This is a genomic window from Achromobacter sp. (genome assembly GCF_057314935.1).
Window position 1 is genome coordinate 31136 of record NZ_DBHKZA010000033.1, and the last position, 26950, is coordinate 58085.

The 26950-nt window shown below is 67.3% G+C and carries 25 protein-coding genes; 16 read left to right on the forward strand and 9 right to left on the reverse strand.

Annotated elements, in window-relative coordinates; translation table 11 throughout:
- Nucleotides 1-2 precede the first annotated feature (2 nt).
- The 4 genes from ACO6D5_RS14225 to ACO6D5_RS14240 form a co-directional block, all read right to left on the reverse strand.
- Complete coding sequence (locus tag ACO6D5_RS14225) at nt 3-602, reverse strand: transglycosylase SLT domain-containing protein (RefSeq protein WP_315845883.1); 600 nt, start codon at nt 600-602, stop codon at nt 3-5.
- A 235-nt stretch (nt 603-837) separates the two neighbouring features.
- Nucleotides 838-3429 carry a bifunctional aconitate hydratase 2/2-methylisocitrate dehydratase gene (gene acnB / locus ACO6D5_RS14230; protein ID WP_315845884.1) on the reverse strand — a complete coding sequence of 864 codons (2592 nt, stop codon included), beginning with the start codon at nt 3427-3429 and terminating at the stop codon, nt 838-840.
- A 221-nt stretch (nt 3430-3650) separates the two neighbouring features.
- The gene (locus ACO6D5_RS14235) at nt 3651-4565 is read right to left on the reverse strand and encodes an FxLYD domain-containing protein (RefSeq protein WP_315845885.1); all 915 of its coding nucleotides are present in this window, start codon (nt 4563-4565) and stop codon (nt 3651-3653) included.
- On the reverse strand, nt 4555-5439 hold the full coding sequence (locus ACO6D5_RS14240) for an FxLYD domain-containing protein (RefSeq protein WP_315845886.1): 885 nt from the start codon (nt 5437-5439) through the stop codon (nt 4555-4557). The genes ACO6D5_RS14235 and ACO6D5_RS14240 overlap by 11 nt, the downstream gene beginning before the upstream one ends.
- A 218-nt stretch (nt 5440-5657) precedes the next feature.
- Here ACO6D5_RS14240 and ACO6D5_RS14245 point away from each other — a divergent pair, with 218 nt between their 5' ends.
- Nucleotides 5658-6422 (forward strand): TSUP family transporter, encoded by a 765-nt coding sequence (locus ACO6D5_RS14245; protein WP_485825742.1) that lies wholly within the window; start codon nt 5658-5660, stop codon nt 6420-6422.
- Nucleotides 6423-6457: 35 nt separating this feature from the next.
- Here ACO6D5_RS14245 and ACO6D5_RS14250 read toward each other — a convergent pair whose 3' ends face one another.
- The 4 genes from ACO6D5_RS14250 to ACO6D5_RS14265 form a co-directional block, all read right to left on the reverse strand.
- Nucleotides 6458-6898 carry a CBS domain-containing protein gene (locus ACO6D5_RS14250; RefSeq protein ID WP_006225627.1) on the reverse strand — a complete coding sequence of 147 codons (441 nt, stop codon included), beginning with the start codon at nt 6896-6898 and terminating at the stop codon, nt 6458-6460.
- A gap of 92 nt (nt 6899-6990) precedes the next feature.
- Nucleotides 6991-7935, reverse strand: a complete 945-nt coding sequence (locus ACO6D5_RS14255; RefSeq protein WP_052017895.1) for a LysR family transcriptional regulator — start codon at nt 7933-7935, stop codon at nt 6991-6993.
- An 87-nt stretch (nt 7936-8022) separates the two neighbouring features.
- Nucleotides 8023-9021 (reverse strand): acyl-CoA dehydrogenase family protein, encoded by a 999-nt coding sequence (locus ACO6D5_RS14260; protein WP_485825743.1) that lies wholly within the window; start codon nt 9019-9021, stop codon nt 8023-8025.
- An 11-nt stretch (nt 9022-9032) separates the two neighbouring features.
- The gene (locus ACO6D5_RS14265) at nt 9033-10181 is read right to left on the reverse strand and encodes an acyl-CoA dehydrogenase family protein (RefSeq protein ID WP_485825744.1); all 1149 of its coding nucleotides are present in this window, start codon (nt 10179-10181) and stop codon (nt 9033-9035) included.
- A 236-nt stretch (nt 10182-10417) separates the two neighbouring features.
- On the opposite strand from ACO6D5_RS14265, the gene ACO6D5_RS14270 reads away from it, so the two are divergent.
- Together ACO6D5_RS14270 and bktB are read left to right on the forward strand one after the other, a co-directional pair.
- Nucleotides 10418-11218 carry a crotonase/enoyl-CoA hydratase family protein gene (locus tag ACO6D5_RS14270; RefSeq protein ID WP_485825745.1) on the forward strand — a complete coding sequence of 267 codons (801 nt, stop codon included), beginning with the start codon at nt 10418-10420 and terminating at the stop codon, nt 11216-11218.
- Nucleotides 11219-11284: 66 nt separating this feature from the next.
- Complete coding sequence (gene bktB, locus ACO6D5_RS14275; RefSeq protein ID WP_006225632.1) at nt 11285-12466, forward strand: beta-ketothiolase BktB; 1182 nt, start codon at nt 11285-11287, stop codon at nt 12464-12466.
- Between the two features lie 63 nt (nt 12467-12529).
- On the opposite strand, the gene ACO6D5_RS14280 is transcribed toward bktB, so the two are convergent.
- The gene (locus tag ACO6D5_RS14280; protein ID WP_006225633.1) at nt 12530-13303 is read right to left on the reverse strand and encodes an IclR family transcriptional regulator; all 774 of its coding nucleotides are present in this window, start codon (nt 13301-13303) and stop codon (nt 12530-12532) included.
- A 113-nt stretch (nt 13304-13416) separates the two neighbouring features.
- Between ACO6D5_RS14280 and ACO6D5_RS14285 the strand changes: the two genes are divergently transcribed.
- The 13 genes from ACO6D5_RS14285 to ACO6D5_RS14345 form a co-directional block, all read left to right on the forward strand.
- Nucleotides 13417-14220 carry an enoyl-CoA hydratase gene (locus ACO6D5_RS14285; protein WP_315845893.1) on the forward strand — a complete coding sequence of 268 codons (804 nt, stop codon included), beginning with the start codon at nt 13417-13419 and terminating at the stop codon, nt 14218-14220.
- Complete coding sequence (locus ACO6D5_RS14290; RefSeq protein ID WP_485825746.1) at nt 14217-16301, forward strand: acetate--CoA ligase family protein; 2085 nt, start codon at nt 14217-14219, stop codon at nt 16299-16301. The genes ACO6D5_RS14285 and ACO6D5_RS14290 overlap by 4 nt, the downstream gene beginning before the upstream one ends.
- Nucleotides 16302-16355: 54 nt before the next feature.
- Nucleotides 16356-17324 carry a Bug family tripartite tricarboxylate transporter substrate binding protein gene (locus ACO6D5_RS14295; protein WP_485825747.1) on the forward strand — a complete coding sequence of 323 codons (969 nt, stop codon included), beginning with the start codon at nt 16356-16358 and terminating at the stop codon, nt 17322-17324.
- 5 nt (nt 17325-17329) lie between these two features.
- Nucleotides 17330-18514: an acyl-CoA dehydrogenase family protein gene (locus ACO6D5_RS14300; RefSeq protein ID WP_315845896.1), complete on the forward strand. Its 1185-nt coding sequence runs from the start codon at nt 17330-17332 to the stop codon at nt 18512-18514.
- A 1-nt stretch (nt 18515) separates the two neighbouring features.
- Nucleotides 18516-19568 carry an acyl-CoA dehydrogenase family protein gene (locus tag ACO6D5_RS14305; protein ID WP_485825748.1) on the forward strand — a complete coding sequence of 351 codons (1053 nt, stop codon included), beginning with the start codon at nt 18516-18518 and terminating at the stop codon, nt 19566-19568.
- Nucleotides 19569-19646: 78 nt separating this feature from the next.
- Nucleotides 19647-20417 carry a class I SAM-dependent methyltransferase gene (locus tag ACO6D5_RS14310; protein WP_485825749.1) on the forward strand — a complete coding sequence of 257 codons (771 nt, stop codon included), beginning with the start codon at nt 19647-19649 and terminating at the stop codon, nt 20415-20417.
- 127 nt (nt 20418-20544) lie between these two features.
- The gene (locus tag ACO6D5_RS14315) at nt 20545-21297 is read left to right on the forward strand and encodes an FCD domain-containing protein (protein WP_315845899.1); all 753 of its coding nucleotides are present in this window, start codon (nt 20545-20547) and stop codon (nt 21295-21297) included.
- Nucleotides 21248-22564 (forward strand): malonyl-CoA decarboxylase domain-containing protein, encoded by a 1317-nt coding sequence (locus tag ACO6D5_RS14320; RefSeq protein WP_485825750.1) that lies wholly within the window; start codon nt 21248-21250, stop codon nt 22562-22564. The genes ACO6D5_RS14315 and ACO6D5_RS14320 overlap by 50 nt, the downstream gene beginning before the upstream one ends.
- Before the next feature lie 48 nt (nt 22565-22612).
- Entirely contained in the window at nt 22613-23404 is a 792-nt protein-coding gene (locus tag ACO6D5_RS14325) for an enoyl-CoA hydratase/isomerase family protein (protein ID WP_485825751.1), read from the forward strand.
- 5 nt (nt 23405-23409) lie between these two features.
- Nucleotides 23410-24951, forward strand: coding sequence for an AMP-binding protein (locus ACO6D5_RS14330; RefSeq protein ID WP_315845902.1), 1542 nt, complete (start codon nt 23410-23412; stop codon nt 24949-24951).
- A 163-nt stretch (nt 24952-25114) separates the two neighbouring features.
- Nucleotides 25115-26086 (forward strand): Bug family tripartite tricarboxylate transporter substrate binding protein, encoded by a 972-nt coding sequence (locus tag ACO6D5_RS14335; RefSeq protein WP_485825752.1) that lies wholly within the window; start codon nt 25115-25117, stop codon nt 26084-26086.
- Nucleotides 26087-26166: 80 nt separating this feature from the next.
- A complete protein-coding gene (locus tag ACO6D5_RS14340) occupies nt 26167-26667 on the forward strand; it encodes a sigma-70 family RNA polymerase sigma factor (protein WP_485825753.1) in 501 nt (166 codons plus the stop codon).
- A partial coding sequence (locus ACO6D5_RS14345; RefSeq protein ID WP_485825754.1) for a DUF4880 domain-containing protein occupies nt 26664-26950 on the forward strand: 287 nt, incomplete at its 3' end. The genes ACO6D5_RS14340 and ACO6D5_RS14345, both read left to right, overlap by 4 nt.

Below are 26950 nucleotides of genomic sequence, written 5' to 3' on the forward strand. Positions count from 1 at the left end.
CTTCACCAAAACCATCCCCCCCGCGTCAGATCCGACTCGCAGCTCTTGTACTGCGACGTGAACTTCTCCGCGCGCGCCTGCACCTTTTGCGACACCGTCTTCAGCCATGCCTTGCGGTCGTAGCTGCGGTTGCGGTAGCCGGTCCAGCCTTCGTGGTAATTCAGGTATTGGCCGTAGGCATCCCACTTCGAGACCCCGTTGATGCGCTGCGACTTGCTCATGTACCAGCCCATGAAGTCCAGCGCGTCGGCGAAGTTGTCGCGGCTGGAGCCCCAGCCGCCGGCCTCTTTCTTGTAGTCGGCCCAGGTTTCGTCCTTGGCTTGCGCATAGCCGTAGGCGGAACTGACGCGGCCCCAGGGGATGATGCCCAGGAAGTAGTAGCGGGGCGGCACGGCGTCCTGCTTGAACGAGGACTCCTGGTACATCATCGCCATGGGCACTGGGACGGGCGCGCCCCATTTTTTCTGCACTTTCAGCGCGGCGTCGTGCCAGTCCGGCTTTTCGCGGAAGATCGCGCAAATGTTCTCGGGGTTCGATGGCGGCGCCGTGGCGCAACCGGCAAGCGCCAGCAGTAGCAGCGGCGGCAGCAAAAGCCGGGTCATTGGCAGGCGTCCTCCTGGGGGTTGGGGGCGCGGGCGGGATGCCGCGTCCGGGGGGCAGGTGTCACAAGGTACCGCGATTGTATGAAAACGTATCGCGAGAAAAGTTCCGTCCCCGAAATAGCCCGGCGCGTGTTCATGGGCGCCCATGAAAAACGGCCCCGGATTGCTCCGGGGCCGTGATGCCGGCCAGTCAGCGCTGGCCGATGCGGACGCGGGGCGCAGGCCCCGCCGAGGCTTACACCTCGATCACGTCCGCCACGTCCTTGTAGTCGGCGATCTTGTCGAAGTTCAGGTACTGATAGATCTGGTCGCCGCTCTTGTTGATGACGCCCATATCGGCCATGTACTCGTCCTTGGTCGGGATGCGGCCCAGCTTCGAGCAGATGGCGGCCAGCTCTGCCGAACCCAGGTACACGTTCGTGTTCTTGCCCAGGCGGTTCGGGAAGTTGCGGGTGCTGGTCGACATGACGGTCGCGCCTTCGCGCACTTGTGCCTGGTTGCCCATGCACAGCGAGCAGCCCGGCATTTCCGTGCGTGCGCCGGCCGTGCCGAAGACGCCGTAGTGGCCTTCTTCAGTCAGTTGCGTGGCATCCATCTTGGTCGGCGGGGCCACCCACAGCTTGACCGGGATGTCGCGCTTGCCTTCCAGCAGCTTGGAAGCCGCGCGGAAGTGGCCGATGTTGGTCATGCAGCTGCCGATGAACACTTCGTCGATCTTGGCGCCGGCGACTTCCGACAGCGTCTTGACGTCGTCCGGGTCGTTCGGGCAGGCCACGATGGGCTCGTGCACGTCGGCCAGGTCGATTTCAATGACGGCGGCGTATTCGGCGTCGGCGTCCGGAGCCAGCAGCTGGGGATCAGCCAGCCAGGCTTCCATGGCCTTGATGCGGCGGCCCAGGGTGCGCTCGTCTTCGTAGCCGTTGGCGATCATCCACTTCAACATCACGATGTTGCTGTTGATGTACTCGATGATGGGTTCCTTGTTCAGGTGCACCGAGCAGCCGGCGGCCGAGCGTTCTGCGGAAGCGTCCGACAGTTCAAAGGCTTGTTCGACCTTCAGGTCGGGCAGGCCTTCGATTTCCAGGATGCGGCCAGAGAAGATGTTCTTCTTGCCTTGCTTGGCCACCGTCAGCAGGCCTTGCTTGATGGCGTACAGCGGGATGGCGTTGACCAGGTCGCGCAGGGTCACGCCAGGCTGCAGCTTGCCCTTGAAGCGGACCAGCACCGATTCCGGCATGTCCAGGGGCATCACGCCCGTGGCGGCGGCAAAGGCGACCAGGCCCGAACCGGCCGGGAACGAGATGCCGATCGGGAAACGGGTGTGCGAGTCGCCGCCGGTGCCGACAGTGTCGGGCAACAGCATGCGGTTCAGCCACGAGTGGATCACGCCGTCGCCCGGACGCAGCGAAATGCCGCCACGGGTGCTGATGAATTCCGGCAGCGTGTGGTGCGTCTTGACGTCCACGGGCTTCGGATAGGCGGCGGTGTGGCAGAACGACTGCATCACCAGATCGGCCGAGAAGCCCAGGCAAGCCAGGTCTTTCAGTTCGTCGCGGGTCATCGGGCCGGTGGTGTCCTGGCTGCCGACCGAGGTCATCTTCGGTTCGCAGTAGGTGCCCGGGCGGATACCCTTGCCTTCCGGCAGGCCGCAGGCGCGGCCGACCATCTTCTGGGCCAGCGTGTAGCCGCGGCCCGTGTCGACCGGATCCTTGGGCAGGCGGAACAGCGTCGAGGGGGCCAGGCCCAGCGCTTCGCGCGCCTTCGAGGTCAGGCCGCGGCCGATGATCAGCGGAATGCGGCCGCCGGCGCGCACTTCGTCGAACAGCACGTCGGACTTCACTTCGAATTCAGCGATGACTTCGCCATTCTTCAACGCTTTGCCTTCGTACGGGCGCAGTTCGACCACGTCGCCCATTTCCATCTTGGAAACGTCGAGCTCGATCGGCAGCGCGCCAGCGTCTTCCATCGTGTTGTAGAAGATCGGGGCGATCTTGTTGCCCAGGCACACGCCGCCGAAGCGCTTGTTCGGCACGAAGGGGATGTCTTCGCCCGTGAACCACAGCACCGAGTTGGTGGCCGACTTGCGCGACGAACCGGTGCCGACCACGTCGCCCACGTAGGCGACCAGGTGGCCCTTTTCCTTCAGCGATTCAATGAACTTGACCGGGCCGCGCTTGCCGTCTTCTTCCGGTTCGAACGCGGCGCCGTCGCGCTTGTTCTTCAGCATCGCCAGGGCGTGCATCGGGATGTCGGGGCGGGTCGTGGCGTCAGGCGCCGGCGACAGGTCGTCGGTGTTGGTTTCGCCCGGCACCTTGAAGACGGTGATGGTCAGGCTTTCCGGCAGTTCCGGACGGCTGGTGAACCATTCGGCATCCGCCCAGCTTTGCAGGACGGATTTGGCATTGGCGTTACCCTTGTCGGCCTTTTCCTTCACGTCATGGAAGGCGTCGAACATCAACAGGGTCTTTTTCAGCGCATCGGCGGCGATGGTGCCGATTTCCGCATCATCCAGCAGGTCGACCAGCGGGCCAATGTTGTAGCCGCCGAGCATCGTGCCCAGCAGTTCCGTCGCCTTGGCGCGGCTGATCAGCGCACAAGCTTCCTTGCCCAGCGCCACGGCGGCCAGGTAGGACGCCTTGACCTTGGCGGCATCGTCCACGCCGGCCGGCACACGGTAGGTCAGCAGTTCGACCAGATTCTGCTCCTCGCCTGCGGGCGGGTTCTTCAGCAGTTCGATCAGTTCAGCGGTTTGTTTAGCCGTAAGGGGCAGCGGGGGAATCCCCAGAGCCGCGCGTTCGGCAACGTGTTGGCGGTAGTTATCCAGCATGTGAGGCCTGCTCAAAGTCGGGTTGGAAGAAGGGTTGTTGGCGGAATTGTAGAGGGAAGAGGGGGCCGCAAGCAAATGTCTTATATCTTATATAAGACCTGGCCCGATAGCTGTTGCTTGCGGGCGACGGCGAGCGCGCCGACGGCACGGGGCGGACATGGAAAAGGCGGCCCAGGGAGCCGCCTTTCCTGAGGCGCGCCGAGGCGCCGCCGGTTCCGGGCTTAGCGGGCCACGGCGTCGTAGACCAGGCCCACCCGGGCAAAATTGCCGCCATATTGCTTGACCTGGGCTTCGAACGGCGCGCTCTCGCCCGGTTTGAGCTTGGGCAGCCGCAGTTCCTTGAAGGTGGCGCCGGACAATTGGTCCTGCGCGTCGTACAAACTGATCCAGACCCGCACATTGTCGACCTCCGCCTGGTCTTCGTTGCGCACCCGGCCGTGGACGGTGACGTACTTGTAACGGAAGCGGTAGCTGAAATTGAGGGTGCCCGTGCCGATGTTGGCCTCGGTGTTCTCCACCGTGACGGCCAGCTTGGGACGGGGGCCGGGCATCGCGGCGCGCTTGGCGGGGCGCCAATCCGCCTTCATCTCGGTCACGCGGTCGTAGCGGCCGCCCGGCAGCGCCACCGGCACCCGCTCGCCCGGATACAGATGGGTGGGCAGTTCCCAGTCCTGGCGCAAGTCCACGGCGCGCGACCCATCGAACACGGCGATCTTCGCCCGCGGCGACAGGGCCACGTAGGTGTCGCTGGTGTTGACGAGTTCGGTATACAGGACGGGGCGCTCGATTTCGTCCAGCAGCCGGCGCGGCGCGGACAGGCTGAACGCCTTCGGGTCGAACAGCGCAAAGTCCGGGTCCAGCAGCTCTTCGGTGGTCAGGCGCACCTGGTCGATGACCCGGGCATTGGCCGGGCTGACCCGCACCATGCGGCTGGCAGGGCCTGTTTCCTTGGGCGTGTCTTCTTTGGGCGAGGCCGAGGCTACGGGGGCGGAGGCGGGCGCGAACTTTTGCTTGGCCCAGGGCCCTACGGGGGTGTGCTTGTACAGCGCGAAGCCGATCGCGGCCAGGATGATCAGCGCAAGACCGGCCTTGGCCGGCCAGGACAGGGGTTTCGCTTCGGGGCGGTCAGCTTTCACTTTGCACCATGTAATCGTAGGACGCGACGTTGCCGTCGCCGAGCATCTCGCAGTGCACGTCGAACGACGTCAGCGCGCCGGGCGCCAGGGGACTGGCAGTGGCGTAGCCGTTGCCCGTGCCGATCATTGCGCCGTCGTCGCCATAGAGGATGACGGTGATCTGGGTGCTGTTGGCCTCTTTCGCGCCCTGGTTCTTCAGCAGGCCCACCAGCCGGTACGACCCGTCGTTGCGCACCAGTTGCACCTTGCTGGGCGCGACATCGTTGTTCTTCCCGCGCGCAGGCGAGGGCGTGGCGACTTCCAGCGTGTAGCGGCTATAGGCCTTGTCCGGCACCGAGATCAGCACGGGGGCGTATTCGCCCGGCTGCAAGCTACGCGCCGACGGCGACCCCCAGGACGACGACAGCGTCAATTCGCCCTGGAAGAAGGTGGCCGTCACGCGCGGCGCGTCGATCTTCTTGCCGGTCTCGTTGCGCATCATCATGACGAGCTGCTTGCGTCCGCGCTGCTGCGCCTCGCGCACGTCGGTCAGCTTGACCAGCGAGGCATCGATCGGCGGCGGTTGCACCAGGCGTTGCGGCACCGGCGAACGGCCGGAACTCAACAGCGAGGCCACGAGGGGAATGGCGATCACCGCCGCCACGGTCAACCCGATGGCCGCGAGCACCGCGGGCTTGACCTGGGGCGCCGGGCTGGGCTGCTGCATGCCGCGCAGGATCTTCTCCAGCCGCTGGGCGACGTCATCCTCCACCAGCGTCAGGGCGTGGCAGTGGTTGCAGCGGTATTCGTTGGGGGCCAACTTGGTGAACTGAGCGCTGCCGCAAGTCGAGCAGGTCAGGGTCACGGTATTGATCGTGGTGTGTTTGGGCGTCATTCAGGCGAGGTCTAACCGGCAAGGACTGACAGGGCGGCAAGAATAGCGGCAGTCAGTCAGGGGCGGGGTGCAGGGACGCTTCCATTTGTGACAAGATATGTGATTAAGGCTCCTCCGGCGCCGAGCCGGGCGCTGAACCCCCGGTGATATCATCGCCGCCTTGGAAAGCCCCCGCCGTGCACGCCCTGCGTGCCTGCTGTCCCCGAAATCCCCTGCGCATGAGCATCTCCCAACATCTGCTGTTTCTGGCCTGCGTGGCGCTTGCCACCTACGCCCAGACCATGACCGGCTTTGCGTTCGGGCTTGTGCTGCTGGGCCTGTCCGGCGTGTTCCAGCTGGCGTCGGTGTCCGAAGTGGCGAACGTGGTCAGCGTGCTGTCGTTGGTGAATGCGGCCGTGACGCTGGCGCGCGCCAAGCCGCAGGTGAACTGGTCGCTGATGGGGCCGGCCATGACGGCCAGCCTGGTGGGAGTCGGCGTGGGCGTGGCCGTGCTGACCTGGATCAGCGGGTCGACGACGGTGCTGCTGCAACTGCTGCTGGGCGTCACGATCCTGGCTTGCGCCGTCCTGCTGGTTGCGCGGGCCAAGCCGCTTGAACGGATGTCGTCCAAGGCGTCATTCGTGTTCTTCGGCGGGATATCGGGCGTGCTGGGCGGCTTGTTCTCAAGCGCCGGGCCGCCGATGGTCTATCACCTGTACCGTCAGCCCTTGCCGCTGGCTTCCATCCGCAACAGCCTGCTGGTGTTGTTTTCGCTGAACGCCGTGGTGCGCCTGGCGATGGTGACCGGGCAAGGGGCGTTCATGGCGTCGTCGTTCTGGCTCAGCGTGCAGGCGTTTCCGGTCGTGATCGCCGTGACCTGGGTGGCGCGCCGCTACGGCTCGGCCGGGTCGATGAAGACCATCAAGCGCATGGTCTTCGTGCTGCTGCTGGCCGCCGGGCTGGGGCTGATCGTGCCGGCGGCGCGGATCCTGGCGGCGGGCTAGCCCGCCGCTTGGCCATTGGCGCCGCGGCAAGGGCGTCAGGCGTGGCCGCCGCTGATGTAGCGTTCCAGTTCGTGGATGATGAACTTCTGTTCGCTCATGACGTCCTTGACCAGATCGCCGATGGACAGCAGCCCGATCAATTTTTCATTGTCGATGACCGGCAGATGGCGGAAGTGCCGTTCGGTCATCATGGCCATACAGTGCTCCCGCGTATCGCCGGGACCCACGTAATAGACCGAGTCCGTCATGATGTCGCGCACCTTGGTGCTGCGCGACGAGCGGTCTTGCAGGACGACTTTGCGGGCGTAGTCGCGCTCGGACAGCATGCCCAGCACGGTATCGCCCTCTACGACCACCACCGCGCCGATGCTGCGCTCGGCCATGGTCTTGATGGCGTCGTACACCGACGAGTCCGGTGAAACCGTTACGACGGACTGGTTCGGTTTTTCCCTGAGAATCTCAGCAACTGTCTTCACGATGTGCTCCCGAATCGCTGGCAAGGTTCAACTTTGGACCGCGCGCCGCACGCCCAGCCCCGCGGGGTGCCGTGGCGCGGCCATGCTCCATCCTAAGCCTGGCGGCCACCTTGCCGCAAGCGCGGCACCGGATATTTGGCGGGCTTGTCGCGGAACGCCTGGCTGGCCATCTCGCGCAGGTTGCGCGCGGCGCTGCGCTCCGTGTCGGGATTCCATGCCAGCGAAATACCGATGGAGGCGTCGGCGGGGAAGTCGGCCAGCGTCTTGTAGACCACATTGGGCCCGGGATGGCGGCGGCTGCCGGCGGGCACCAGCGCCACGCCCAGTCCGCTTTCGACCAGGCTCAGCAGAGTCTGCACTTGCACCGCTTCCTGCGTGATGCGGGGCGTGAAGCCGCGCAGTTGGCAGGCGTTGATCGCCGCCATGCGCAAGCCCGCGGCTTCCGTCGCGGTGTACATGATGAACGCCTCGTCAGCCAGGTCGGTCAGCCGGATGCGGCCGCGCCGCGCCAGCGGATGCCCCTTGGGCACGGCCAGCGCGAAGTTCTCTGTGGTCAGCGGGGCCAGGCGCACGTTCGACCCCATGGCCACGGGCACGCGCACGATGCCGACCTCCAGCGTGTCTTCGGCCAGGTCCTGCATGATGCGGATGGAGGTCGCTTCGCGCAGCACGACCGTCACGCCGGGATAGCGTTGGCGAAACAGCGGCAGGATGCGCGGCAGGATGCCGTGCGTCGCGGACCCCACGAAACCGATCCGCACTGTGCCGCCTTCGCCCGCGGCGCCGGCGCGCGCGGCCAGCCGGAACTGCTCGGCATGGAACAGGGCGCGGCGCGCTTCATCCAGGGCGGCAAGGCCCGCTTCGGTCAGTTGCACGCCTTGGCGGCCGCGCACGAACAGCGGCACGCCGACCATCTCTTCAAGCTTGCGGATCGACACCGACAGCGGGGGCTGCGACATGTGCAGCTTTTCCGCCGCGCGATGGAAGTTCAGCGTCTCGGCAAGAACCAGGAACTGCTGTAGATGGCGGAAATCCATGAGGGCGGGCCGGGAGGATGGTTGCCCTGGATGATACGGCGCGCGTATCGGCTGCGACATCCGTGCTATCCCTCCGGTATCAGCCTGTCATCCCCGGGCGCAGAGTGCGGTGCGCAGGTAGGTCAGGGCATCCGCGCCGCTGGCGAGCGCATGGGCGCCGATACGTTCGTGCCAATAGGATTCCGACCCGCTCGCCAGGCGCCATTCGCGCAGCCGCCGGGTGTACAACTGCAAGTCGTATTCCGCGGTGATGCCGATGGCTCCATGCACCGCGTGCGCGATGTCGGCGACGACAGGCGCCGCCTGGCTGGCGCGCGCCTTGCCCAGTGCCGCCAGCATCGCCTGCGGCCGCCCGCCCGGCCCCTGAAACGCCAATTGCGCCGCCATGCGGACGGCCCAGACGTGTTCGGCCATCACACTGATCTGCTGCTGCACCGCCTGGAAGCGGCCGATGGGTTTGCCGAACTGCGCCCGCGTGTTGGCGTAGTCCAGCGTCAGCGAGAGCACCCGGTCCATGGCGCCGGCCATCAAGCCCGCATAGGCGGCGGCCGCCGGTTCGTCCAGCGGACTGCCGCTGCCCAGGCATTGCGCGTCGGCCAGCGCCCACGAAGCTTCGCCGTCCAGGCTGCCATGCACGCCGTTTGGCTGGACATGCCCGGTTCGCGTGGGCAAGAGCCACGCTTGTCCGTTGATCTGCGCCAGAACGTTGTCCGCCACGCGAATCCACGGCACGTGGGCGCCCACTACGCGCTTGCCCTGGATCGCCAGACTGTGCGGGGCGATGGCGATCGACCCCGTCGGCCGCGCGCGGCCCGCGCCGGCAAACCACGCGCGCGCCAGCATCGTGTGCGCGATCGGATAGGGGCAGACGTGGCGGCCGGCCGCCAGCAACACGGGCAGCGCATCGCGCAGGTCCAGCCCTGCGCCGCCCTGCGCTTCGGGCACCAGCGCGTCGGCAAAGCCGGCGTCTTCGCAGGCTTGCCATGCCGCGGCGGCCGGTTGGCCTTGTTCGATGCCGCGAATCAGTGCGGGCGTGCAGGTTTGGGCGAACAGGCGTTCGGCGGCGTCGCCAAGCAGAGTGTCCATGATGGTCGTCCTTATCGCAGGCCAAGGCCGCGGGCGAGGATGCCGCGGAGTATTTCACGCGTGCCGCCACGTAAGGAAAAGGTAGGGCCCACCTGTTCCAGGTACGTCAGCGTGCGCAGCAGCGGCAACGGCGGCGGCACGTCGGGACGGCGGCCCAGCGCGTCGCCGATCAGGCGGGGAATCAGTTGCTCCAGTTCGGTGCCCAGGTCTTTGACCAGCGCGGCTTCCGTCGCGGGGCTGCCGCCGGCCGCCAGCTTGCCTGCCACCGATAGGGACATGGCGCGCAGCACCGCCATCTGAGACAGGATGCTGCCTAGCGTGGCGCGGTCGCTGGCGTTGTCCGACAGGCCGCGACAATGCGTCAACCAGCATTCGAGCAGCGCGATACTGGAATACAGGCGTTCGGGGCCGCTGCGCTCGAACGCGAGTTCGGCGTTCACCTGGGCCCAGCCCGCGCCCGCTTCGCCGATCAGCGCGTCGTGGGGCAGTTCGACGTCGTCGAAGAACACTTCCGAAAAGTGGGCGTCGCCCGCCAGGTCTTGGATGGGACGGATGGTCACGCCGGGCAGCGCCAGGTCCACGATGAGTTGCGACAGCCCTTGGTGGCGGTCGTCAGCGGTGCCGGAAGTGCGCACGAGCGCGATCATGTAGTGCGAGCGGTGGGCGTTGGTCGTCCAGATTTTGCTGCCGTTCAGACGCCAGCCGTCGGCGACCGGTTCGGCCCGGCTGCGAATGCTGGCCAAGTCGGAACCGGATCCGGGTTCGCTCATGCCGATGCAGAAGAACGCTTCGGCGCGACAGATGCGCGGCAGGTAGAACGCCTGCTGGGCCGCCGTGCCGTACTTGTGGATCAGCGGCGCGCTTTGGCGGTCCGCGATCCAGTGCGCCGACACCGGCGCGCCCGCGCCCAGCAATTCTTCCGACAGCACGAAACGCGCGAAGTGCCCGCGCGCCGCGCCGCCGTGTTCTCGAGGTAGGGTCAGGCCCAGCCAGCCGCGCTCAGCCAGCTGGCGGCTGAACGCCGCGTCGAATCCCATCCAGGACCGAGCGCGCTCGTCAGGCTCCAGGCCGTCCAGCGTGTCGGCGAGAAAGGCGCGCACCTCGGCGCGCAGGGCTTCATCCCCGGGCGGGATGGCGGTGAGTTCCAGCATATCGATCATGGGGGCTCCGGTGCCGCGCCGGCCCCGTCATGGGCCCACTGATGGGGGCGCTGACGGCCACTATCCCGGAGCGCGGCGGCGCCCGTCCAATATTATTTTTGGGATTTCCGATACCGATTCCGTATCGCCAGCGCAAAAACGAATATTGGACGACGGGCGCCGCCGCGCCTACGCTGGCGGCAGCGGTCTGCCGCGCACGGCGGTTGACCAGGCATATTCGACAGGGGGAGACAGGGATGACGGAACTCGTGCACTACGAGCAAAGCGCGGACGGCGTCGTGACGCTGACGCTGGACGACCCGGCCACGCGCAATGCGCTGACCGGCAGCGGCATCGTGGACCAGTTGCTGGCTGCGTTCGCCCGCATCGAGCGTGACCCGGCCGTGCGCGTGCTGATACTCACGGCGACGGGCAACGTGTTTTCGTCTGGCGGCAACATCAACGACATGCAGCGGCAGATCGGCCCCGAGGTCGGCAGCGCCGCCTTGCGCCAGGAATATCGCCATGGCATCCAGCGCCTGCCGCTGGCGCTGCACGCGCTGGAGGTGCCGACGATCGCCGCCGTCAACGGTCCGGCCGTGGGCGCAGGCTGCGATCTGGCCTGCATGTGCGACGTGCGCATTGCTGCGGAAGGGGCGAGTTTCGCGGAAAGCTTCGTCAAGCTGGGGATCGTGCCCGGCGACGGCGGCGCCTGGTTTCTGCCGCGGCTGATCGGGTCGGCGCGGGCGGCTGAAATGTCGTTCACCGGCGACGCCATCGACGCGGGCACGGCGCTGGATTGGGGGCTGGTGTCGCGCGTCGTGCCGGGAATCGAGCTGCTGCCCGCCGCCCAGGCGCTTGCCGCGCGCATGGCGGCGAATTCGCCCGATGCGGTACGGCTGACCAAGCGCCTGCTGCGCGAAAGCCAGCATGTGCGGCTGGATACCTTGCTGGAGCTGTCGGCGGCGTACCAGGCGCTGGCGCACAAGACCGACGCGCACGCGGAGGCGGTGGGCGCCTTCATCGCGCAGCGCGCCGCGCGCAAGCCCCGCGCCTGACGCGCGGAGCCATCCGGGCAGGGCAGGCCGGCGGTATGATGGAACGCATTACAAGGAGGAAACACCATGAATGAAGTCATCGTCGCTTCGGCCGTCCGCACCGCCATCGGCGACTTCGGGGGCGCGCTGAAAGATGTGCCGCCGTGCGACCTGGGCGCCACCGTCATCCGCGCCGCGCTGGAACGCGCCGGCGTCAAGGGCGACGAGGTCGGCCATGTCGCGGTCGGCCACGTCATCAATACCGAGCCGCGCGACATGTACCTGTCGCGCGTGGCCGCCATGAACGCCGGCATCGCCAAGGAAACGCCCGCCTTCAACGTCAACCGCCTGTGCGGTTCCGGCCTGCAGGCCATCGTGTCGGCGGCGCAGACCATCCTGCTGGGCGACGCCGAGATCGCCATCGGCGCAGGCGCCGAAAGCATGAGCCGTGCCCCCTACATCGTGCCGTCGCAGCGCTGGGGCGCCCGTATGGGCGACAGCGTCATGCTCGACATGATGACCGGCGCGCTGTCGGATCCGTTCGGCCGCATGCACATGGGCGTTACCGCCGAAAACGTGGCGGCCAAGTTCGGCATCAGCCGCCAGGACCAGGACGCGCTGGCCGCGGAATCGCATCGTCGCGCCGCAGCCGCCATCGACGCCGGCTACTTCCGCGACCAGATCGTGCCGGTGGTGCAGAAGACGCGCAAGGGCGAAGTCGTGTTCGACACCGATGAGCACGTGCGCCGCGATGTTTCGGCGGCCACCATGGCCACGCTCAAGCCGGTCTTCCAGAAAGAGAACGGCACGGTCACGGCGGGCAACGCCTCGGGCCTGAACGACGGCGCTGGCGCCGTGGTGCTGATGAACGCCTCGCTGGCCGCCAAGCGCGGCATCAAGCCGCTGGCCCGTCTGGTGGCCTACGCCCATGCGGGCGTCGACCCCGACATCATGGGCATCGGCCCGGTGCCGGCCACGCAAGCCGCGCTCAAGCGCGCCGGCCTGACCGTAGACCAGCTGGACGTCATCGAAGCCAACGAAGCCTTCGCGGCGCAGGCATGCGCCGTGTCGCGTGAACTGAAGCTGGATCCGGCCAAGGTCAATCCGAACGGCAGCGGCATCGGCCTGGGGCATCCCATCGGCGCCACTGGCGCGATCATCACCGTCAAGGCGTTGCACGAGCTGCAGCGCGTGGGCGGGCGCTACGCGCTGGTGACGATGTGCATCGGCGGCGGGCAAGGCATCGCCGCCATCTTCGAGCGCATTTAAGCGCCGGCTGTCCAGGCGCTTTGACTCGACCGCGTTCCGCCGCCGACGGCGGAACGCGCCGCCTCAGGCGTGGCCCAGATAGTCCTGGGCCCACGCCAGGCATTCGGCGCGCAGCAGCGCGCCCATCTGCACCCGGCGCGGCCCATCCAGGCGGCTGCTGATCGCCCCGAAGCTGAACGCCACCCACGTCAGTTCCGACACCGGGAACGCCACCCCGACCCCCGACACCCCCGGTGTGATCGTATCCACGATCTCGGAATAGCCGGCCGTGCGCGTCTGCTTCACGGCCTTCATCAAGGCGCTGCTGGAAACGCCGATCTGCGCATAGCTTGCCGCGTGGCGGGCGTACAGCGACGCGATGTCCTCGTCCGGCAGGCTGGCCATCAGCGCCAGGCCGCCGGCGCCCACGCCCAGCAGACGCCGCTCCCCCTGGTCGATCGTGAACACCTTTACCGGAAACGAGCCGGCTTCCCGCAACAGGCACAAGGCGTAGTCGCCCTGGCGGATCACCAGGAATACGGTATCGCCGGACAGGCGCGCCAGTTTTTGCGCGAACGGCCGCAGCGCGTCCAGCAAGGGCGTGCGCCGCAGCGCGGCAAACCCCAATTGCATGGAATCCACGCCTAGCCGGTACCGCCGGGTCTTGTTGTCGCGTTCGGCGAACTGTTCTTCCAGCAGGCAGCTCAGCAGCCGGTGCGCGGTCGACCGTTCCAGGCCGGTGGCGCCCATCACGCCCTGCAGGTCGATGCCGTCTTCCTGGTGCTGGGCCAGCACACGCAGCAGCCCTAGCGCGCGGCGCATGCTTTGCGTGCCATCGGTGGCGGTCAATTTGTTCATATTGTGGGAAATAATGTTTGAATATTTTGTATTCTAGGATTTAGGGTGCGTTAATTCAATCCAGTCGATCCGCGCCGGTGTCGAGCGCGGACATAGCAAGAGACGAGGAGACTATGGAATACGCCACCCTGGCCGTCGAGCAGCTTGACTCGGTATGCCGCATCAGCCTGGCGCGCGAATCCGCGCGCAACGCCCAAAGCCAGCAGATGCTGGACGAACTGGATGACGCCCTGACGCGCGCCGAGCAGGACGATTCCGTACGCGTCGTCGTGTTGGCCGGGCGTGGCGCGCATTTTTCGGCGGGCCACGACCTGAAGGAGGCCCAGGCCAAGCGCGCCGACTTCACGGTGGAAGAGCGCTGGGACTACGAGTCGCGCCGCTACTACGGGTATTGCCTGCGCATCTGGGACTTTCCGAAACCGACCGTCGCCCAGGTGCAGGGCGCCTGCGTCGCCGGCGGCTTCATGATCGCCAACATGTGCGACCTGGTGGTGTGCTCCGACACCGCGTATTTTTCGGATCCGGTGGGCCACACGTTGGCGGCGGCCGCGACCGAAGTGCTGATCCATCCGTGGGTGATGGGCCTGCGCAAAGCCAAGGAAATGCTCTACACCGGCGAGAAGGTCGACGCGCAGGAAGCGCTGCGCATCGGCATGGTGAACCGCGTCGTGCCCGAGGCCGAGCTGGACGAGGCGACGCTGGCGCTGGCGCGGCGGATCGCCCAGGCGCCGCCGTTCGGCCTGCGCCTGATCAAGCGGTCGCTGAACCGCACCGCGGACGCACAGGGGTTCCGCACCGCGTTGTCGGCGCACTTCGACACGCACCAGCTATCGCACCTGAGCGAGGAGTTCCAGGCGGTGCGCGAGCGCGGGCTGGCCCAGGCCATCCAACGCAACAAGAAGGGCGAAACGGCATGAGGACGGCCCTGGATTGCCTGCTGAACCCGGGGTCCATCGCCATGATCGGCGCCAGCGCGAATGCCGGACGCATTGGCGGCATGCCCCTGGAACTCCTGACCCGTTTCGGCTACGCCGGCGGCATCTTTCCCGTGAACCCCAAGTACCAGGAAGTGTTCGGCAAGCGCTGCTGGCCGGACATCGAAGCCGTGCCTGAACCGGTGGATCTGGCGGTGCTGGCCATCGGCGCCGCCGAGGTCACGCCCATGCTGCGCCGCTGCCACGCCCAAGGCGTGCGCGCCGCCATCGTCTATGCCGCGGGCTTTGCCGAAGCGGGCGGCGACGGCGCGCGCTTGCAGGACGAACTGGAAGCCTTCGTGGCCGAAAGCGGCATGGCCGTGGCCGGCCCGAACTGCATGGGCTTTGCGAACCTGAACACGCAGGCGCACACGGCGTTCGCTTCGGTCTTCAAGACGGCGCCGGCGCAAGCCGGCCCTGGCGTCGTCAGCCTGCTGACGCAAAGCGGCAACGTGTGTGCGGCGGTGTACGCGATCGCGCGCAGGCTGGACCTGCCGTTCTCGCACTTCATCAATACCGGCAATGAGGCGTGCCTGGATTTTTCGCAGTACCTGGAATACCTGGCGGCCGATCCGCAGACGGAAATCGTGCTGGGCTACATCGAGCAGTTGCGCGACGGCGACCGCTTCGTGCGCGCCTGCCGCGAACTTGAACGCCAGGGCAAGCTGCTGATCGCGCTGAAGGCCGGCAGCACCGAGAAGGGCGCGCAGGCCGTGCGCTCCCACACGTCCGCCCTGGCGGGGGATCGGCGCGTGTATGCGGCGGCCTTCCGCCAGTTGAACGTCATCGAAGCGTCGGATTTCGCGCAGATGGCGCATCTGGCCAGCCTGGCCATGCTGCGCCACCGCAGCGCAGGCAAACGGGTCGCCGTGCTGACGATGTCGGGCGCGCTGGGCGCGATCCTGGCCGACAAGTTCATCGGCGCGGGACTGGACTTGCCCGACCTGCCCGAACCCCTTCAAGCCGTGCTGCGCGGCGGCATCCCTGACTACGGCATGGTCGGCAACCCCGTGGACGTGACGGGCAATGTCGTCAACGATCCTGACTTCGTGCGCACCGTGCTGCAGGCCCTGGCGACGACGGACGCGATCGACGCCGTGGTGGTCTATGCCCCGGGCTACATGCTGGACCGCATGGCGGATGCGCTGGCCGAGGCCTCGCGCCAGCACTCGCGCCTGTTCGTCGCGATCGATACCGGCCTGGCGCAAAGCCGCGCCGCCTTGCGCGAGGCGGAAGTCGCCGTGTTCGAAGACCTGGGGCAAGCCGTATCCGCGCTGGCACCGTACCTGTTGTGGTGCGAGGCCCGCGGCGCCAGGCGCAACGCGCCGATGCCGCGTCTGGAGGCGGCCCCCGTGCCGGCGCTGCCCTGCAACGAAGTCGATGCGCGTGCCTATGTCGCCGCCTTCGGACTGCCGCAGGCGACGGCGCATGCCGCGCGCGATGCCGGCGAAGCGGTGGTGCACGCGCGCGCGGCGGGCTACCCCGTTGCGCTGAAGATCCTGAGCGCGGACATCGCGCACAAGACGGAAGCCGGCGGCGTGGCGTTGGGGCTGGCCGACGACGCGGCGGTTCAGGCGGCTTGCGGCCACGTGCTCCAGTCTGCCGGCCAAGCGCAGCCCGATGCGCGCATCGACGGCGTGATGGTGCAGAAGATGGAGCGCGGCGTGGCCGAGATCATTGTGGGCGCCACGCGCGACCCGGTGTTCGGCCCCGTCCTGACCGTGGGCCTGGGCGGCGTGCTGACCGAGCTGTACCAGGACACCAGCCACCGCTTGCTGCCTGTCGACGAGGACATCGCCTTGCAGATGCTGCGCGAACTCAAGGCCTATCCGCTGCTGGACGGCTATCGGGGGAAACCCCGCGCCGACCTGGCGGCGGCGTGCCGAAGCATCGTGGCGGTGGGCAATGCCCTGCTTGCGGCGCCGGCGGAAGTGGCGGAAATTGAAGTGAATCCATTGCTGATCAAAGAGGCGGGACAAGGCGTCGCGGTGCTGGACGCGCTGATCCTGCCCGCAACCCCGTAGCGCGAACACGCAATCACGCAACAACGCGCAGCGTATCCCCAGGAGGAGACAAGCATGATGAAGAGACTATTGGCCGGCGTCGCGCTGGCCTGCATCGGCGTCGCGAACCCGGCGCTTGCCCAGGATCCGTATCCCACCCGTCCCGTGCGCATCGTGGTGCCGTTCTCGCCGGGCGGCGCGGCGGACATCATGAGCCGGCTGCTGGCCGAGCGCCTTACCGCGAAGCTGGGGCAGACGGTGATAGTCGAGAACAAGCCGGGCGGCGGGACGATGATCGCGTCCGACTACGTGTCGCGGGCCGAGCCCGATGGCTACACCTTGCTGATGGCGGCGTCTTCGCTGGGCATCGCGCCCAGCATCTACGCCAAGGTCAATTACGACCCGATCAAGGATTTCGCGCCGGTCAGCCAGGTGGCCTCGGTGGTGCACGTGCTGGAAGTGCATCCGTCGATCCCGGCCAAGAACGTGGGCGAGCTGATCGCCTACCTGAAGGCCAACCCGGGCAAGGTCAGCTATGGCTCGGTCGGCACCGGCAGTTCGACGCATCTGGAAGCCGAGCTCTTCAACAGCATGGCGGGCACGCAGATGGCCCATATCCCGTACAAGGGCAGCGCGCCCGCGCTGAACGATCTGGTGGCAGGACGCATCCAGGTGATGTTCGATGCCTGGGCGTCTTCGGGCCCCTTCGTCAAGGACGGCAAGCTGCGCGCGCTGGCCGTGACCACGACGCGGCCGTCGGCCTCGGTGCCGGATCTGCCGACGGTGGCGTCGTCGGGCCTGCCGGGCTATTCGGCCATGCCGTGGCTGGGGTTGGTGGCCCCCGCGCGCACGCCGCAGCCGGTGATCGACAAGCTCTACCAGAACCTGGCGCAGATCCTGGAGCAGCCCGACGTGAAGGCGCAGTTCGTGGGCCTGGGGCTGGACATCATCGGCAGCGATCCCAAGACGTTTTCCGCTTTCATCCGGCAAGACGTGACCACCTGGGCCAAGGTGGCGCGCGAGTCCAACATCCGCCTGGAGTAGTACGAATGAGTCGATTGGAGAACGCGGCGCAGGATGACGCCGCCTTCCGCCAGGAACTGCGCGGCTGGCTGGCTTCGGCCTACGCCCGCTTCGCCCGGGATTGGCCGGGCGGGGCGGCGCCGCGCGACCTGGATTTCCGGCGGGCCTGGGAGGACACCCTGTGCGCCAATGGCTGGTCCGGCCTGGGTTGGCCCAAGGCATACGGCGGGCAAGACTTGCCGCTGTCGCGCCAGGCCGTGTTCCATGAAGAACATGCGCGCTGCGGCGCGCCATTAGGCGTGAATCTGATCGGCCACGGCATTCTGGCGCCGACGCTGCTGCACTTCGGCACCGAGTCGCAGAAGCGGCGTTTCCTGCCTGGCATCCTGGCCAACCGCGAGGTCTGGTGCCAGGGTTATTCAGAGCCAGCGGCTGGTTCCGACCTGGCGTCAGTGCGCACGCGCGCAGATGCCGTGGAGGGCGGCTATCGGTTGAATGGCCACAAGATCTGGACGTCGTTCGCGGACCGCGCGCAATGGTGCTTCGTGCTGGCGCGCACCGATCCGCAGGCGCCCAAGCACCGCGGCCTGAGCTTCCTGCTGGTGGACATGCGCAGCGCGGGCGTGCGGGTGGAACCCATCAGGCAGATCACGGGCGAAGCCGAATTCTGCGAGGTGTTCTTCGAGGACGTCTTCGTGCCGCAGGACCTGCTGCTGGGCGAGGCAAACCAGGGCTGGAAGGTGGCGATGGCCGCGGCCAGCTTCGAGCGCGGCACCTACTTCATTCCGCGCCTGGTGCGCTTTGCCCAGGAGCTGGCCGTGGTGCGCCGCCTGGCGCTGCGCCCCGATGCGTACGGGCACGTGCCGGCCTCATCTGCGGCCGTGCGCCACAAGTGGGCGCGGCTGGCGGCCGACAGCCACGTGCTGGCGCTGAAATCGCAGCGCGCGTTAAGCGCCGCCATGCGGGGCGATCCGCCCGGCCCGGAAGGCTCATCCACCAAAATTCACTGGAGCGAGGCGCACCAGCGCCTCTTGGAACTGTCGATGCAACTGCTGGGCGAAACGGCTTGCCTGGCGGAGGGCGCCGACGAGCAATCGGCGGCGCTGGCGCATGCCTATCTGTGGTCGCGTGCGGAAACCATTCTTGCCGGCACGTCCGAGATCCAGCGGAACATCATCGCCGAGCAGATGCTGGGCTTGCCCAAGGGTTGACATGACATTGCCTCTGACTGAAGACCAGCGCATGCTGCAAGACGCGGCTCAGCGCTTCCTGGCTGATCGCCACCCGCCTGCCGTCGCGCGCGGCGCGGCCGCCCGGTCGGCCGATGCCCGGCTTGCCCTGTGGCGCGACATCGCGGCGCAAGGCTGGCCCGCGCTGCTGGCGCCTGCGGCGTCCGACGGGCTGGGACTGGGCCTGCGCGAGGCCTGGATCGTGGCCGAAGCCGCCGGGCGGCATCTGGTGAGCCTGCCGCTGGTGGCCAATATGGTCGTGCTGCCCACCTTGTGCGAGGCCGGCCTCGATGGCGCGCCCGCGCACTGGACGCGCGCGATGATGGAAGGCGAGGCCTATTTCGCCGACGCCGCCCTGCGCCCGGACGGGTCGGCATTTTTCGAAGGCGCGGGCGAAGGCGTGCCGGCGCTGGCCGTGCGCAACATCGGTCCGCGGACGTTGCGGCTGGAGCGGTATGCGCCGGTGCCCGGCGCGGCGGGCCTGGACCCGTCGATGCCGGTGGTGCAGGTGGCGCGGCCCGAATTGCTGGACCGCATCGATCTGTCTGTCGATGCCGGCACATGGCGGCGGTTGCGGACGCGGCTGTCTCTGCTGCGGTCGGCCGAACTGCTGGGCGCCGCGTCCGCCGCGCTGGACATGGCCGCGGCCCATGCCCGCGAGCGCCGCCAGTTCGACCGCGCCATCGGCGCCAATCAGGCGATCAAGCATCGCCTGGCCGACGACTGGATGGCGCTGGATGACGCGCGCCTTGCCGGCATGGCGGCGGCGTCGGCGCACGATGCCGGGGATTCGTCGGCGGACCGCGACAGCCTGTACGTGCCCTTGCTGGCGGTGGAGGGAGGGCGTCGCGCCGCCCACAACGCCATTCAGGTGCATGGCGCGATGGGCGTGACCTGGGAATGCGACGCCCACCTGTACCTGAAGCGGGTGCTGCGCCTGTCGGCCTGCCTGCATGCCGAGGCGTCTTGCGCGGAGTTGCTGGAGCGCATCTGGGAGGGCGCGGCTGAGCAGGAGGCAGCCGTGTCCGCCGCCTGATGGGGCTGCGCGGCATGGGCGGTGCGCGGCTGGGCGGGGCCGCCTGACGCCGGGCGGCGTCCGACCTACAATCCCGCCATGAATAAATCGAACTTCCCCTCTGAACTGGACCAGCCGACGCTGTCCGAAGTGGACGGCGTCCGCTATCTGCACTTCAACACCGAATGGGTCCAGGGCGCGATGCGCATCAAGAACCCGTCGGAGCTGGTGCTGGAATACACCGGGCAGATGATGGCCTGGCTGCTGTTCCTGGAACCGCCCAAGGAAGAGGCCATCGGCATGCTGGGCCTGGGCGCGGGGTCGCTCGTGCGGTTCTGCGTGAAGCACACGCGCAGCCCTTTGCTGGCGGTGGAGTGGAACCCGCGCGTGACGGCGGCTTGCCACATGTTCTTCCGCCTGCCGGGCGAAAACCGGCTGAAGGTCGAGCACGCGGATGCCGGCGCCTGGGTGGCGGATCCGATGAACGCTGGACGCTGCCCGGTCCTGATGGTCGACCTGTATGACGCCGCGGCCGAAGGGCCGGTGCGCGACAGCGTGAAGTTCTACCGCGACTGCCGCCGCGTGCTGGGTGACGTGGGGGTGCTGGCGGTCAACCTGTTCGGACGCCACGACAGTTTCGGCAAGAACATCGACAACCTGTCCAAGGCCTTCGATGACCGCGTGGTGCTGCTGCCGGAAGTCGACGCCGGCAACCAGATCGTGCTGGCCTTTTCGGGCCCGAGCCTGGCGATCACGCCGGCGGAGCTGCTGGAGCGCGCCGAGGTCGTGGAAGCCAAATATGGCCTGCCCGCGCGCCGCTGGGCGCGGGCGCTGACCCGCCACGCCGTGGATGGCGTGCTGCATTTCTAAGGGGCGGGGCCCCGGATTCTTATTAGGGTAGTCACGGGGCGGAAGGGGGGTTTACCTTTCCGCCCGCCGGGATCTATCATGGCCTTATTCATAATTATGAATTACGGTGCAAGCAAAGCCGTCGCCCATGAGCCAACCTATCGTCCGTCAAGCCCTGTACCTGGAAGTCGCGGATCGCCTGCGCGCCATGATCCATGCGCGTGCGCTGAGCAATGGCGAATGGATCGACGAAATGCGGCTGGCCGGCGAGCTGGGCATCTCTCGCACCCCGCTGCGCGAAGCCTTGAAGGTGCTGGCCACGGAAGGGCTCGTGCGCCTGGAGCCGCGGCGCGGCTGCTTCGTCAATGAACTGTCCACGCAAGACCTGGAAGACATCTTCCCCCTGATGGCCATGCTGGAAGGGCGCTGCGCCTTCGAGGCCGCGCGCAAGGCCAGCGACGCGGAACTGGCGGCGCTAGAACCGCTGCACGCCGAACTGGCGGGCCACGCCAAGGCCGGCCGCATCGATGCCTACTACCAGACCAACTACCTGATCCATGAAGCGGTGCAGGCGTTGTCGGGCAACCAGTGGCTGACGGACATGGTGGGCAACCTGCGCAAGGTGCTGAGCCTGTCGCGCCACCGCAGCCTGGCGCGGCCGGGGCGCATCGAACAGTCCTGCGCCGAACACCTGGCCATTTTCGCCGCCTTGAAGGCGCATGACAGCGACGCCGCGCAGGCGCTGGCGCACACCCATTTGATGCGGCAGCTGGAAGCGCTGCGCGCATTGGCCAATGAAGACGCCGCCGATCCGGCGTTATCCGATCCCATCGTCATCCAGGAGCCCGCCCATGTCCGTACCCGCCAATCTCGCGCCCGCGCGGGGCGCCCGCACGCCTGAGCCCGAGGCCGAAGCGATCGACGCCGCATCGGCCGCCGAAAGCGCCAGCCTGATGACGCGGCTGGGCCGCCTGTGGGAGCGCGGGCGCCTGCCCAGCGAATCCGAAGTGCGGCGCCTGTTCGAGGCCCGGTTGACGGATGTGGCCGCGAACAAGCTGGCGCGCCGCTGGTGCGAGCAATACGCCGCCGCCGACGGCAAGGACCGCCGGCTGATGCTGGCCGCCTTGGCGCAGGTGCGCGCCACTTACGCGGGCGATGGCGGCGAAGGCACGCGCTTGTTCAAGCGCTTCAATGCCCAGGCGCAAGGCTTGCGGTTCCTGGTGGAACTGCGCGCCGACATGCTGCGCTGGCGCAAGCAGGTCGCGGGCATCCAGAGCCTGGACAAAGAACTGGAAAGCCTGCTGTCGGCCTGGTTCGACGTGGGCTTGCTGGAGCTGCGTCCGCTCACCTGGGATTCGCCGGCGTCGTTGCTGGAAAAACTGATTCTCTACGAAGCCGTGCATGAGATCACGTCGTGGGACGACCTGCGCCGCCGCGTGTCGCCCGACCGCCGCTGCTACGCCTACTTCCATCCGCAGATGCCGGGCGTGCCGCTGATCTTCGTGGAAGTGGCGTTCGCCAGCCAGATGGCCGACAACGTGCAGGTGCTGCTGGACAGCACGCTGCCGCCGCAGGATCTGGACAAGGCGCGTTGGGCGATCTTCTATTCCATCTCGAATACGCAACCGGGCTTGAAAGGCATCAGCTTCGGCAACTTCCTGCTCAAGCGCGTGGTCGAGCAATTGCTGGACGAACTGCCCAAGCTGAAGTCGTTCGCCACCTTGTCGCCGATTCCGGGGTTTTCCGATTGGCTGGGCAAGCTGGATGCCGAGGCCGTCGAGGCCATCGTGCGTGAAGACAAGGCGCGCGCCAAGGAACGCAAGCGCGAAGGCGTGCCGGACGGGCAGCGCTGGGTGTCGCGTTTGGCCAAGGCGGCGCAAGGCCGCACGCCGGACGTGGTCAAGCGCGCGGGTTTCCGCCTGGCGGCCAGCTATCTGCAATCCATGAAGAACAACTTGCCGCTGGATGCGGTGGCACGTTTCCACCTGGGCAACGGCGCGCGCATCGAACGCCTGAACTGGGCGGCCGACACCTCGCAGAAAGGCCTGAAGCAGTCTTGCGGCCTGATGGTCAACTATCTGTACGACCTGGACGAGCTGGACACGAATCTGGCCAAGCTGGGCGAAGGCCGCCCGCAGGTCAGCCGCAGCGTGGGTCGCGTGGCCTGACCGCGGGATACGCGACGCGATCCATCAAGAAGAAAAAGGGCAGGGGACATGACGGAAGACGTGACGGGCCGCGTGCGGCTGGAACGCGAGGGCACGCTGGCCTGGGTGACGCTGTCGCACCCTGGCCGCCTGAACGCGATAACGGTGGGCATGTGGCGCGAACTGCAGGACGTATTCACGCAGCTTGCCGCCGACGATGCCCTGCGTTGCGTGATTGTGCGCGGCGAGGGCGGCAACTTCGCCGCCGGCGCGGACATCCGCGAGTTTCCTGCCCAGCGCGCCGACATGGCGGGCGTGCAACGCTATCACCGCGACATCCTGGCGCCGGCGCTGCGGGCCGTGGCGCAATGCCCGCATCCTGTCATTGCTCAGATAGAAGGCGTGTGCGTGGGCGGCGGGCTGGAGATCGCCAGCCAATGCGACCTGCGCATCGCCGGCGCGTCGGCGCGCTTCGGCGTGCCGATCAACCGCCTGGGCTTTCCCATGGCACCCGATGAAATGCGCGGGCTGCTGGCGCTGGCCGGGCGCGCGGCCACGCTTGCCATCCTGCTGGAAGGCCGCGTGTTCGGCGCCGAAGAGGCGCAGGGCCTGGGGCTCTTGACCCGCATCGTGGCGGACGATCAGGTCGCCGAGGCCGCGCGCCGCAGCGCCGATCGCATCGCCCAGGGCGCGCCGCTGGCCGCCCGCATCAACAAGCGCTTGTCCGCAAGGCTGGCCCAAGGCGGCGCCTTGACCGAGGACGAGTATCAGGATTATTTCTCCTATGCCGAAAGCCGGGACCACAAGGAGGGCGTGCGCGCCTTCCTGGCCGGCGTAGACCCTTCCTTTTCCGGAGACTGACCAAGGTGAGCAACGCCAACCTCTATGCTGTCCTGCAAGGCGGCTTTCCCGAAGACCGCAGCAAAGTCGCGCTGGAAACGCCCGACCTTGCCTATACCTGGGATGACATCGACCGCGCCACCGCGTGCCTGGCCAACCTGCTGACGTCGCTGGACCTGCCGGATGGCGCGCGCGTCGCCGTGCAAGTCGAAAAGTCGCCCGAAGCGCTGCTGCTGTACCTGGCCACGCTGCGTGCCGGCCTGGTGTATCTGCCGTTGAACACCGCGTACCGCGAATCCGAGATCGAATACTTCCTGGGCAATGCCGAGCCGGCGGTGGTGGTCTGCGCCAGCAAGAACCGCGACTGGGTGCAGCGCGCCGCCGATAAGGCCGGTTGCGCGCACGTCTACACGCTGGACGAGGACCGCACCGGCACGCTGCTTGCGGCCGCGGGCAGCCTGCCGCAGACGTTCAAGACCGTTGTCCGCCAGCCGGACGACCTGGCCGCCATCCTGTACACGTCCGGCACCACCGGCCGCAGCAAGGGCGCGATGCTGTCGCACGGCAACCTGGCCGCCAACGCGCAGGTGCTGCATGAGTACTGGGGCTGGCGCGAAGACGACGTGCTGCTGCACATGCTGCCCATCTTCCATGTGCATGGCCTGTTCGTGGCCTCGCACGGCGCGTTGCTGGCCGGTGCCAAGATGATCTGGCTGCCCAAGCTGGATGCCGACCAGGCGCTGCATTACCTGCCCCAAAGCACGGTGATGATGGGGGTGCCGACGTACTACGTGCGACTTCTGGCGGACCCCCGCTTCAACCAGGCCGTGTGCGCCAGGATGCGCCTGTTCATCTCGGGGTCCGCCCCGCTGCTGGCCGAAACGTTTTCCGACTTCAAGACCCGCAGCGGCCACGCCATCCTGGAACGCTATGGCATGAGCGAGACCGTCATGCTGACGTCCAACCCCTACGACGCGAAACTGGGCGAGCGCCTGGCCGGCACGGTCGGACGCGCGCTGCCGGGCGTGCAGGTGCGGGTGGTGGATGACGCGGGCATTGCGCTGGCGCCGGGTGAAATCGGCAACGTGCAGGTGCGCGGACCCAACGTGTTCTCGGGCTACTGGCGCATGCCGGAAAAGACCCGTGAAGAATTCACGGAAGACGGCTGGTTCAAGACGGGCGACGTGGGCCGCTGGGGCGGGGAATCCGCCGGGCGCGACGTGCCGGCCGACTACCTGTCCATCGTGGGCCGCAGCAAGGACCTGATCATCTCGGGCGGCTTCAACGTCTATCCGAAAGAGATCGAGACCTTGATCGACGACATGCCCGGCGTGGCGGAATCGGCCGTCATCGGCGTGCCGCACGCGGACTTCGGCGAAGCCGTGGTGGCCGTGGTGGTGCCCAAGGACGGCGTGTCGCTGGACGCGGGCGCCATGCAGCTTGAGCTGAAGTCGCGGATCGCGAATTTCAAGGTGCCCAAGCGCGTGCACATCATTGACCAACTGCCGCGCAACACGATGGGCAAAGTGCAAAAGAACGTGCTGCGCGAAACCTACAAGGCGCTTTGACGCCTGCCAGGATGCCGGTCCCGATGGGCCGGCATTTTTTTATCCAAGGAGGTCCATCCCCACCCAACGCAACGCCGTCCTGGCAGCTTCATTCCATAAGAATTTCAAGAGACGAGACGCACAAAACCGCGCCGTCCCCATGATGCAGCAAAGAGGAGACAACATGACATATCGCAAGACCGCCGCGGCCGTGTTCGCCGTGGCCGCCCTGGGTTTCGGCGGGGTCGCCGCCGCGCAATGGCCCGAGCGCCCCATCACCCTGATCGTCCCGTTCCCCGCAGGCGGGGGCACCGACACGTTCGCCCGTCCGCTGGCCCAGCAACTGACCACGCAGCTCGGTCAGGCAGTGGTCATCGACAACAAGGGCGGCGCGGGCGGCACCGTGGGCGCAGGCGTGGCCGCCAAAGCGCGGCCCGATGGCTACACCTTCTTCATGGGCGGCGCGCACCACGCGCTGGCTCCCTCGCTGTACAAAAGCCTGAACTACAACATCCAGAAGGATTTCGTGCCCGTCGCCCTGGTGGCGCAACCGCCGCAGGTGGTGGTCATCAACGCCTCCAAGCTGCCCGTGAAGACTTTGCAGGAATTCATCGACTACGCCAAGAAGCATCCCGGTGAAATCAACTACGGCACGGCCGGCAAAGGCAGCACGCACCATCTGGCCGGCGAGCTCTTCGCCATGCAGACCGGGATCAAGCTGGTGGACGTGCCCTACCAGGGCGCGGGTCCGATGCTGTCTGCGCTGATCGGCGGGCAGGTGGACCTGGCGTTCGACGGCCTGGGGTCGTCGTCCGGCCATATCCGCGCAGGGGTGATCAAGCCGTTGGCGGTGGCGGCCACCGAGCGCTCGGCGTCCTTGCCCGACGTGCCGACCGCCGCCGAGGCCGGTGTGCCCAACTACGTCGTGTCGACCTGGTACGCGATCTGGGCGCCGGCGGGCACGCCGAAAGAGGCCGTCGACAAGATGGCCGTGGAAATCACCAAGGCCTTGAACACGCCGAAGATCAAGGAAACCTGGGCCGGCAACGGGTCGTCGATCCCCACGCTGACGGGCGCCGATTTCGGCAAGTTCGTCGACAGTGAGGTGGATCGCTGGGCAAAAGTCGTGAAGGATTCCGGCGTCAAGCTGGATTAATGCACTCGCGCGGACCGGATTCAGATTACTATTGATAATCGTTATCATTGGTAAATCTGCTTTCCGGTCCGTCGAATGCCATGAATCAAAGCGGTTCCCCAGCGCCCGTCGAAGGGCTCTACATCCAGCACCAGTCGTGGTTGCGCGACTGGCTGCGCCGCAAGACGGGGTGCCCGTTCGACGCGGCCGACCTGACCCACGACACCTATCTGAAAGTGCTGGTGCGGGACGACGACGCGCGCACGTTGCGCGAGCCTCGCGCCTACCTGACGACGATCGCGCACGGCCTGATGGTCAACCTGTTCCGCCGTCGCGACATCGAACGCGCGTATCTGGATAGCCTGGCGCTGGTCGAAGACGCGTTCGCGCCATCGCCCGAGCGCCGCGCCCTGGCGCTGGAAGCGCTGATCGAAATCGACCGCCTGCTTGACGGCCTGCCGGCCAAGGTGCGCAAGGCGTTCCTGCTGGCGCAGCTGGAAGGCCTGCGTCACGGCGAGATCGCCGAGCGCATGCAGGTGTCGGTCAGTTCCGTGCGCCAATACCTGGCGCGCGCCATGCAGCACTGCCTGGCGGCCTGGTGAGCCGGCGCGCCACGGCTCGGGCCGAATTGCCGCAGTCGGTCATCCGCGAGGCCAGCATCTGGTTCGTCCGCCTGGGCGCCGAAGAGGCGACCCCGGAGGACGGCGCCGCCTGTCGCCGCTGGATCGACGCCAGCCCGCTGCATCGGCTGGCGTGGGATCGCGTGGAGATGTTGGGACGCCAATTCGGCCAGGTCGAGCCGCAGGCCGGGCTGGCGGTGCTGGACCGGGCCCCGTCGCGGGGCCGGCGCCAGGCTTTGAAGGCCTTGTCGCTGGCGTTGGGCGT

Excerpts from the sequence above, each read along its gene's own strand:
- ACO6D5_RS14225 (WP_315845883.1), bottom strand. The coding sequence starts at position 602 with ATGACCCGGCTTTTGCTGCCGCCGCTGCTACTGCTGGCGCTTGCCGGT.
- acnB (WP_315845884.1), bottom strand. The coding sequence starts at position 3,429 with ATGCTGGATAACTACCGCCAACACGTTGCCGAACGCGCGGCTCTGGGG.
- ACO6D5_RS14240 (WP_315845886.1), bottom strand. The coding sequence starts at position 5,439 with ATGACGCCCAAACACACCACGATCAATACCGTGACCCTGACCTGCTCG.
- ACO6D5_RS14245 (WP_485825742.1), top strand. The coding sequence starts at position 5,658 with ATGAGCATCTCCCAACATCTGCTGTTTCTGGCCTGCGTGGCGCTTGCC.
- ACO6D5_RS14255 (WP_052017895.1), bottom strand. The coding sequence starts at position 7,935 with ATGGATTTCCGCCATCTACAGCAGTTCCTGGTTCTTGCCGAGACGCTG.
- ACO6D5_RS14260 (WP_485825743.1), bottom strand. The coding sequence starts at position 9,021 with ATGGACACTCTGCTTGGCGACGCCGCCGAACGCCTGTTCGCCCAAACC.
- ACO6D5_RS14265 (WP_485825744.1), bottom strand. The coding sequence starts at position 10,181 with ATGATCGATATGCTGGAACTCACCGCCATCCCGCCCGGGGATGAAGCC.
- ACO6D5_RS14270 (WP_485825745.1), top strand. The coding sequence starts at position 10,418 with ATGACGGAACTCGTGCACTACGAGCAAAGCGCGGACGGCGTCGTGACG.
- bktB (WP_006225632.1), top strand. The coding sequence starts at position 11,285 with ATGAATGAAGTCATCGTCGCTTCGGCCGTCCGCACCGCCATCGGCGAC.
- ACO6D5_RS14280 (WP_006225633.1), bottom strand. The coding sequence starts at position 13,303 with ATGAACAAATTGACCGCCACCGATGGCACGCAAAGCATGCGCCGCGCG.
- ACO6D5_RS14285 (WP_315845893.1), top strand. The coding sequence starts at position 13,417 with ATGGAATACGCCACCCTGGCCGTCGAGCAGCTTGACTCGGTATGCCGC.
- ACO6D5_RS14290 (WP_485825746.1), top strand. The coding sequence starts at position 14,217 with ATGAGGACGGCCCTGGATTGCCTGCTGAACCCGGGGTCCATCGCCATG.
- ACO6D5_RS14295 (WP_485825747.1), top strand. The coding sequence starts at position 16,356 with ATGATGAAGAGACTATTGGCCGGCGTCGCGCTGGCCTGCATCGGCGTC.
- ACO6D5_RS14300 (WP_315845896.1), top strand. The coding sequence starts at position 17,330 with ATGAGTCGATTGGAGAACGCGGCGCAGGATGACGCCGCCTTCCGCCAG.
- ACO6D5_RS14305 (WP_485825748.1), top strand. The coding sequence starts at position 18,516 with ATGACATTGCCTCTGACTGAAGACCAGCGCATGCTGCAAGACGCGGCT.
- ACO6D5_RS14310 (WP_485825749.1), top strand. The coding sequence starts at position 19,647 with ATGAATAAATCGAACTTCCCCTCTGAACTGGACCAGCCGACGCTGTCC.
- ACO6D5_RS14315 (WP_315845899.1), top strand. The coding sequence starts at position 20,545 with ATGAGCCAACCTATCGTCCGTCAAGCCCTGTACCTGGAAGTCGCGGAT.
- ACO6D5_RS14320 (WP_485825750.1), top strand. The coding sequence starts at position 21,248 with ATGTCCGTACCCGCCAATCTCGCGCCCGCGCGGGGCGCCCGCACGCCT.
- ACO6D5_RS14325 (WP_485825751.1), top strand. The coding sequence starts at position 22,613 with ATGACGGAAGACGTGACGGGCCGCGTGCGGCTGGAACGCGAGGGCACG.
- ACO6D5_RS14335 (WP_485825752.1), top strand. The coding sequence starts at position 25,115 with ATGACATATCGCAAGACCGCCGCGGCCGTGTTCGCCGTGGCCGCCCTG.
- ACO6D5_RS14340 (WP_485825753.1), top strand. The coding sequence starts at position 26,167 with ATGAATCAAAGCGGTTCCCCAGCGCCCGTCGAAGGGCTCTACATCCAG.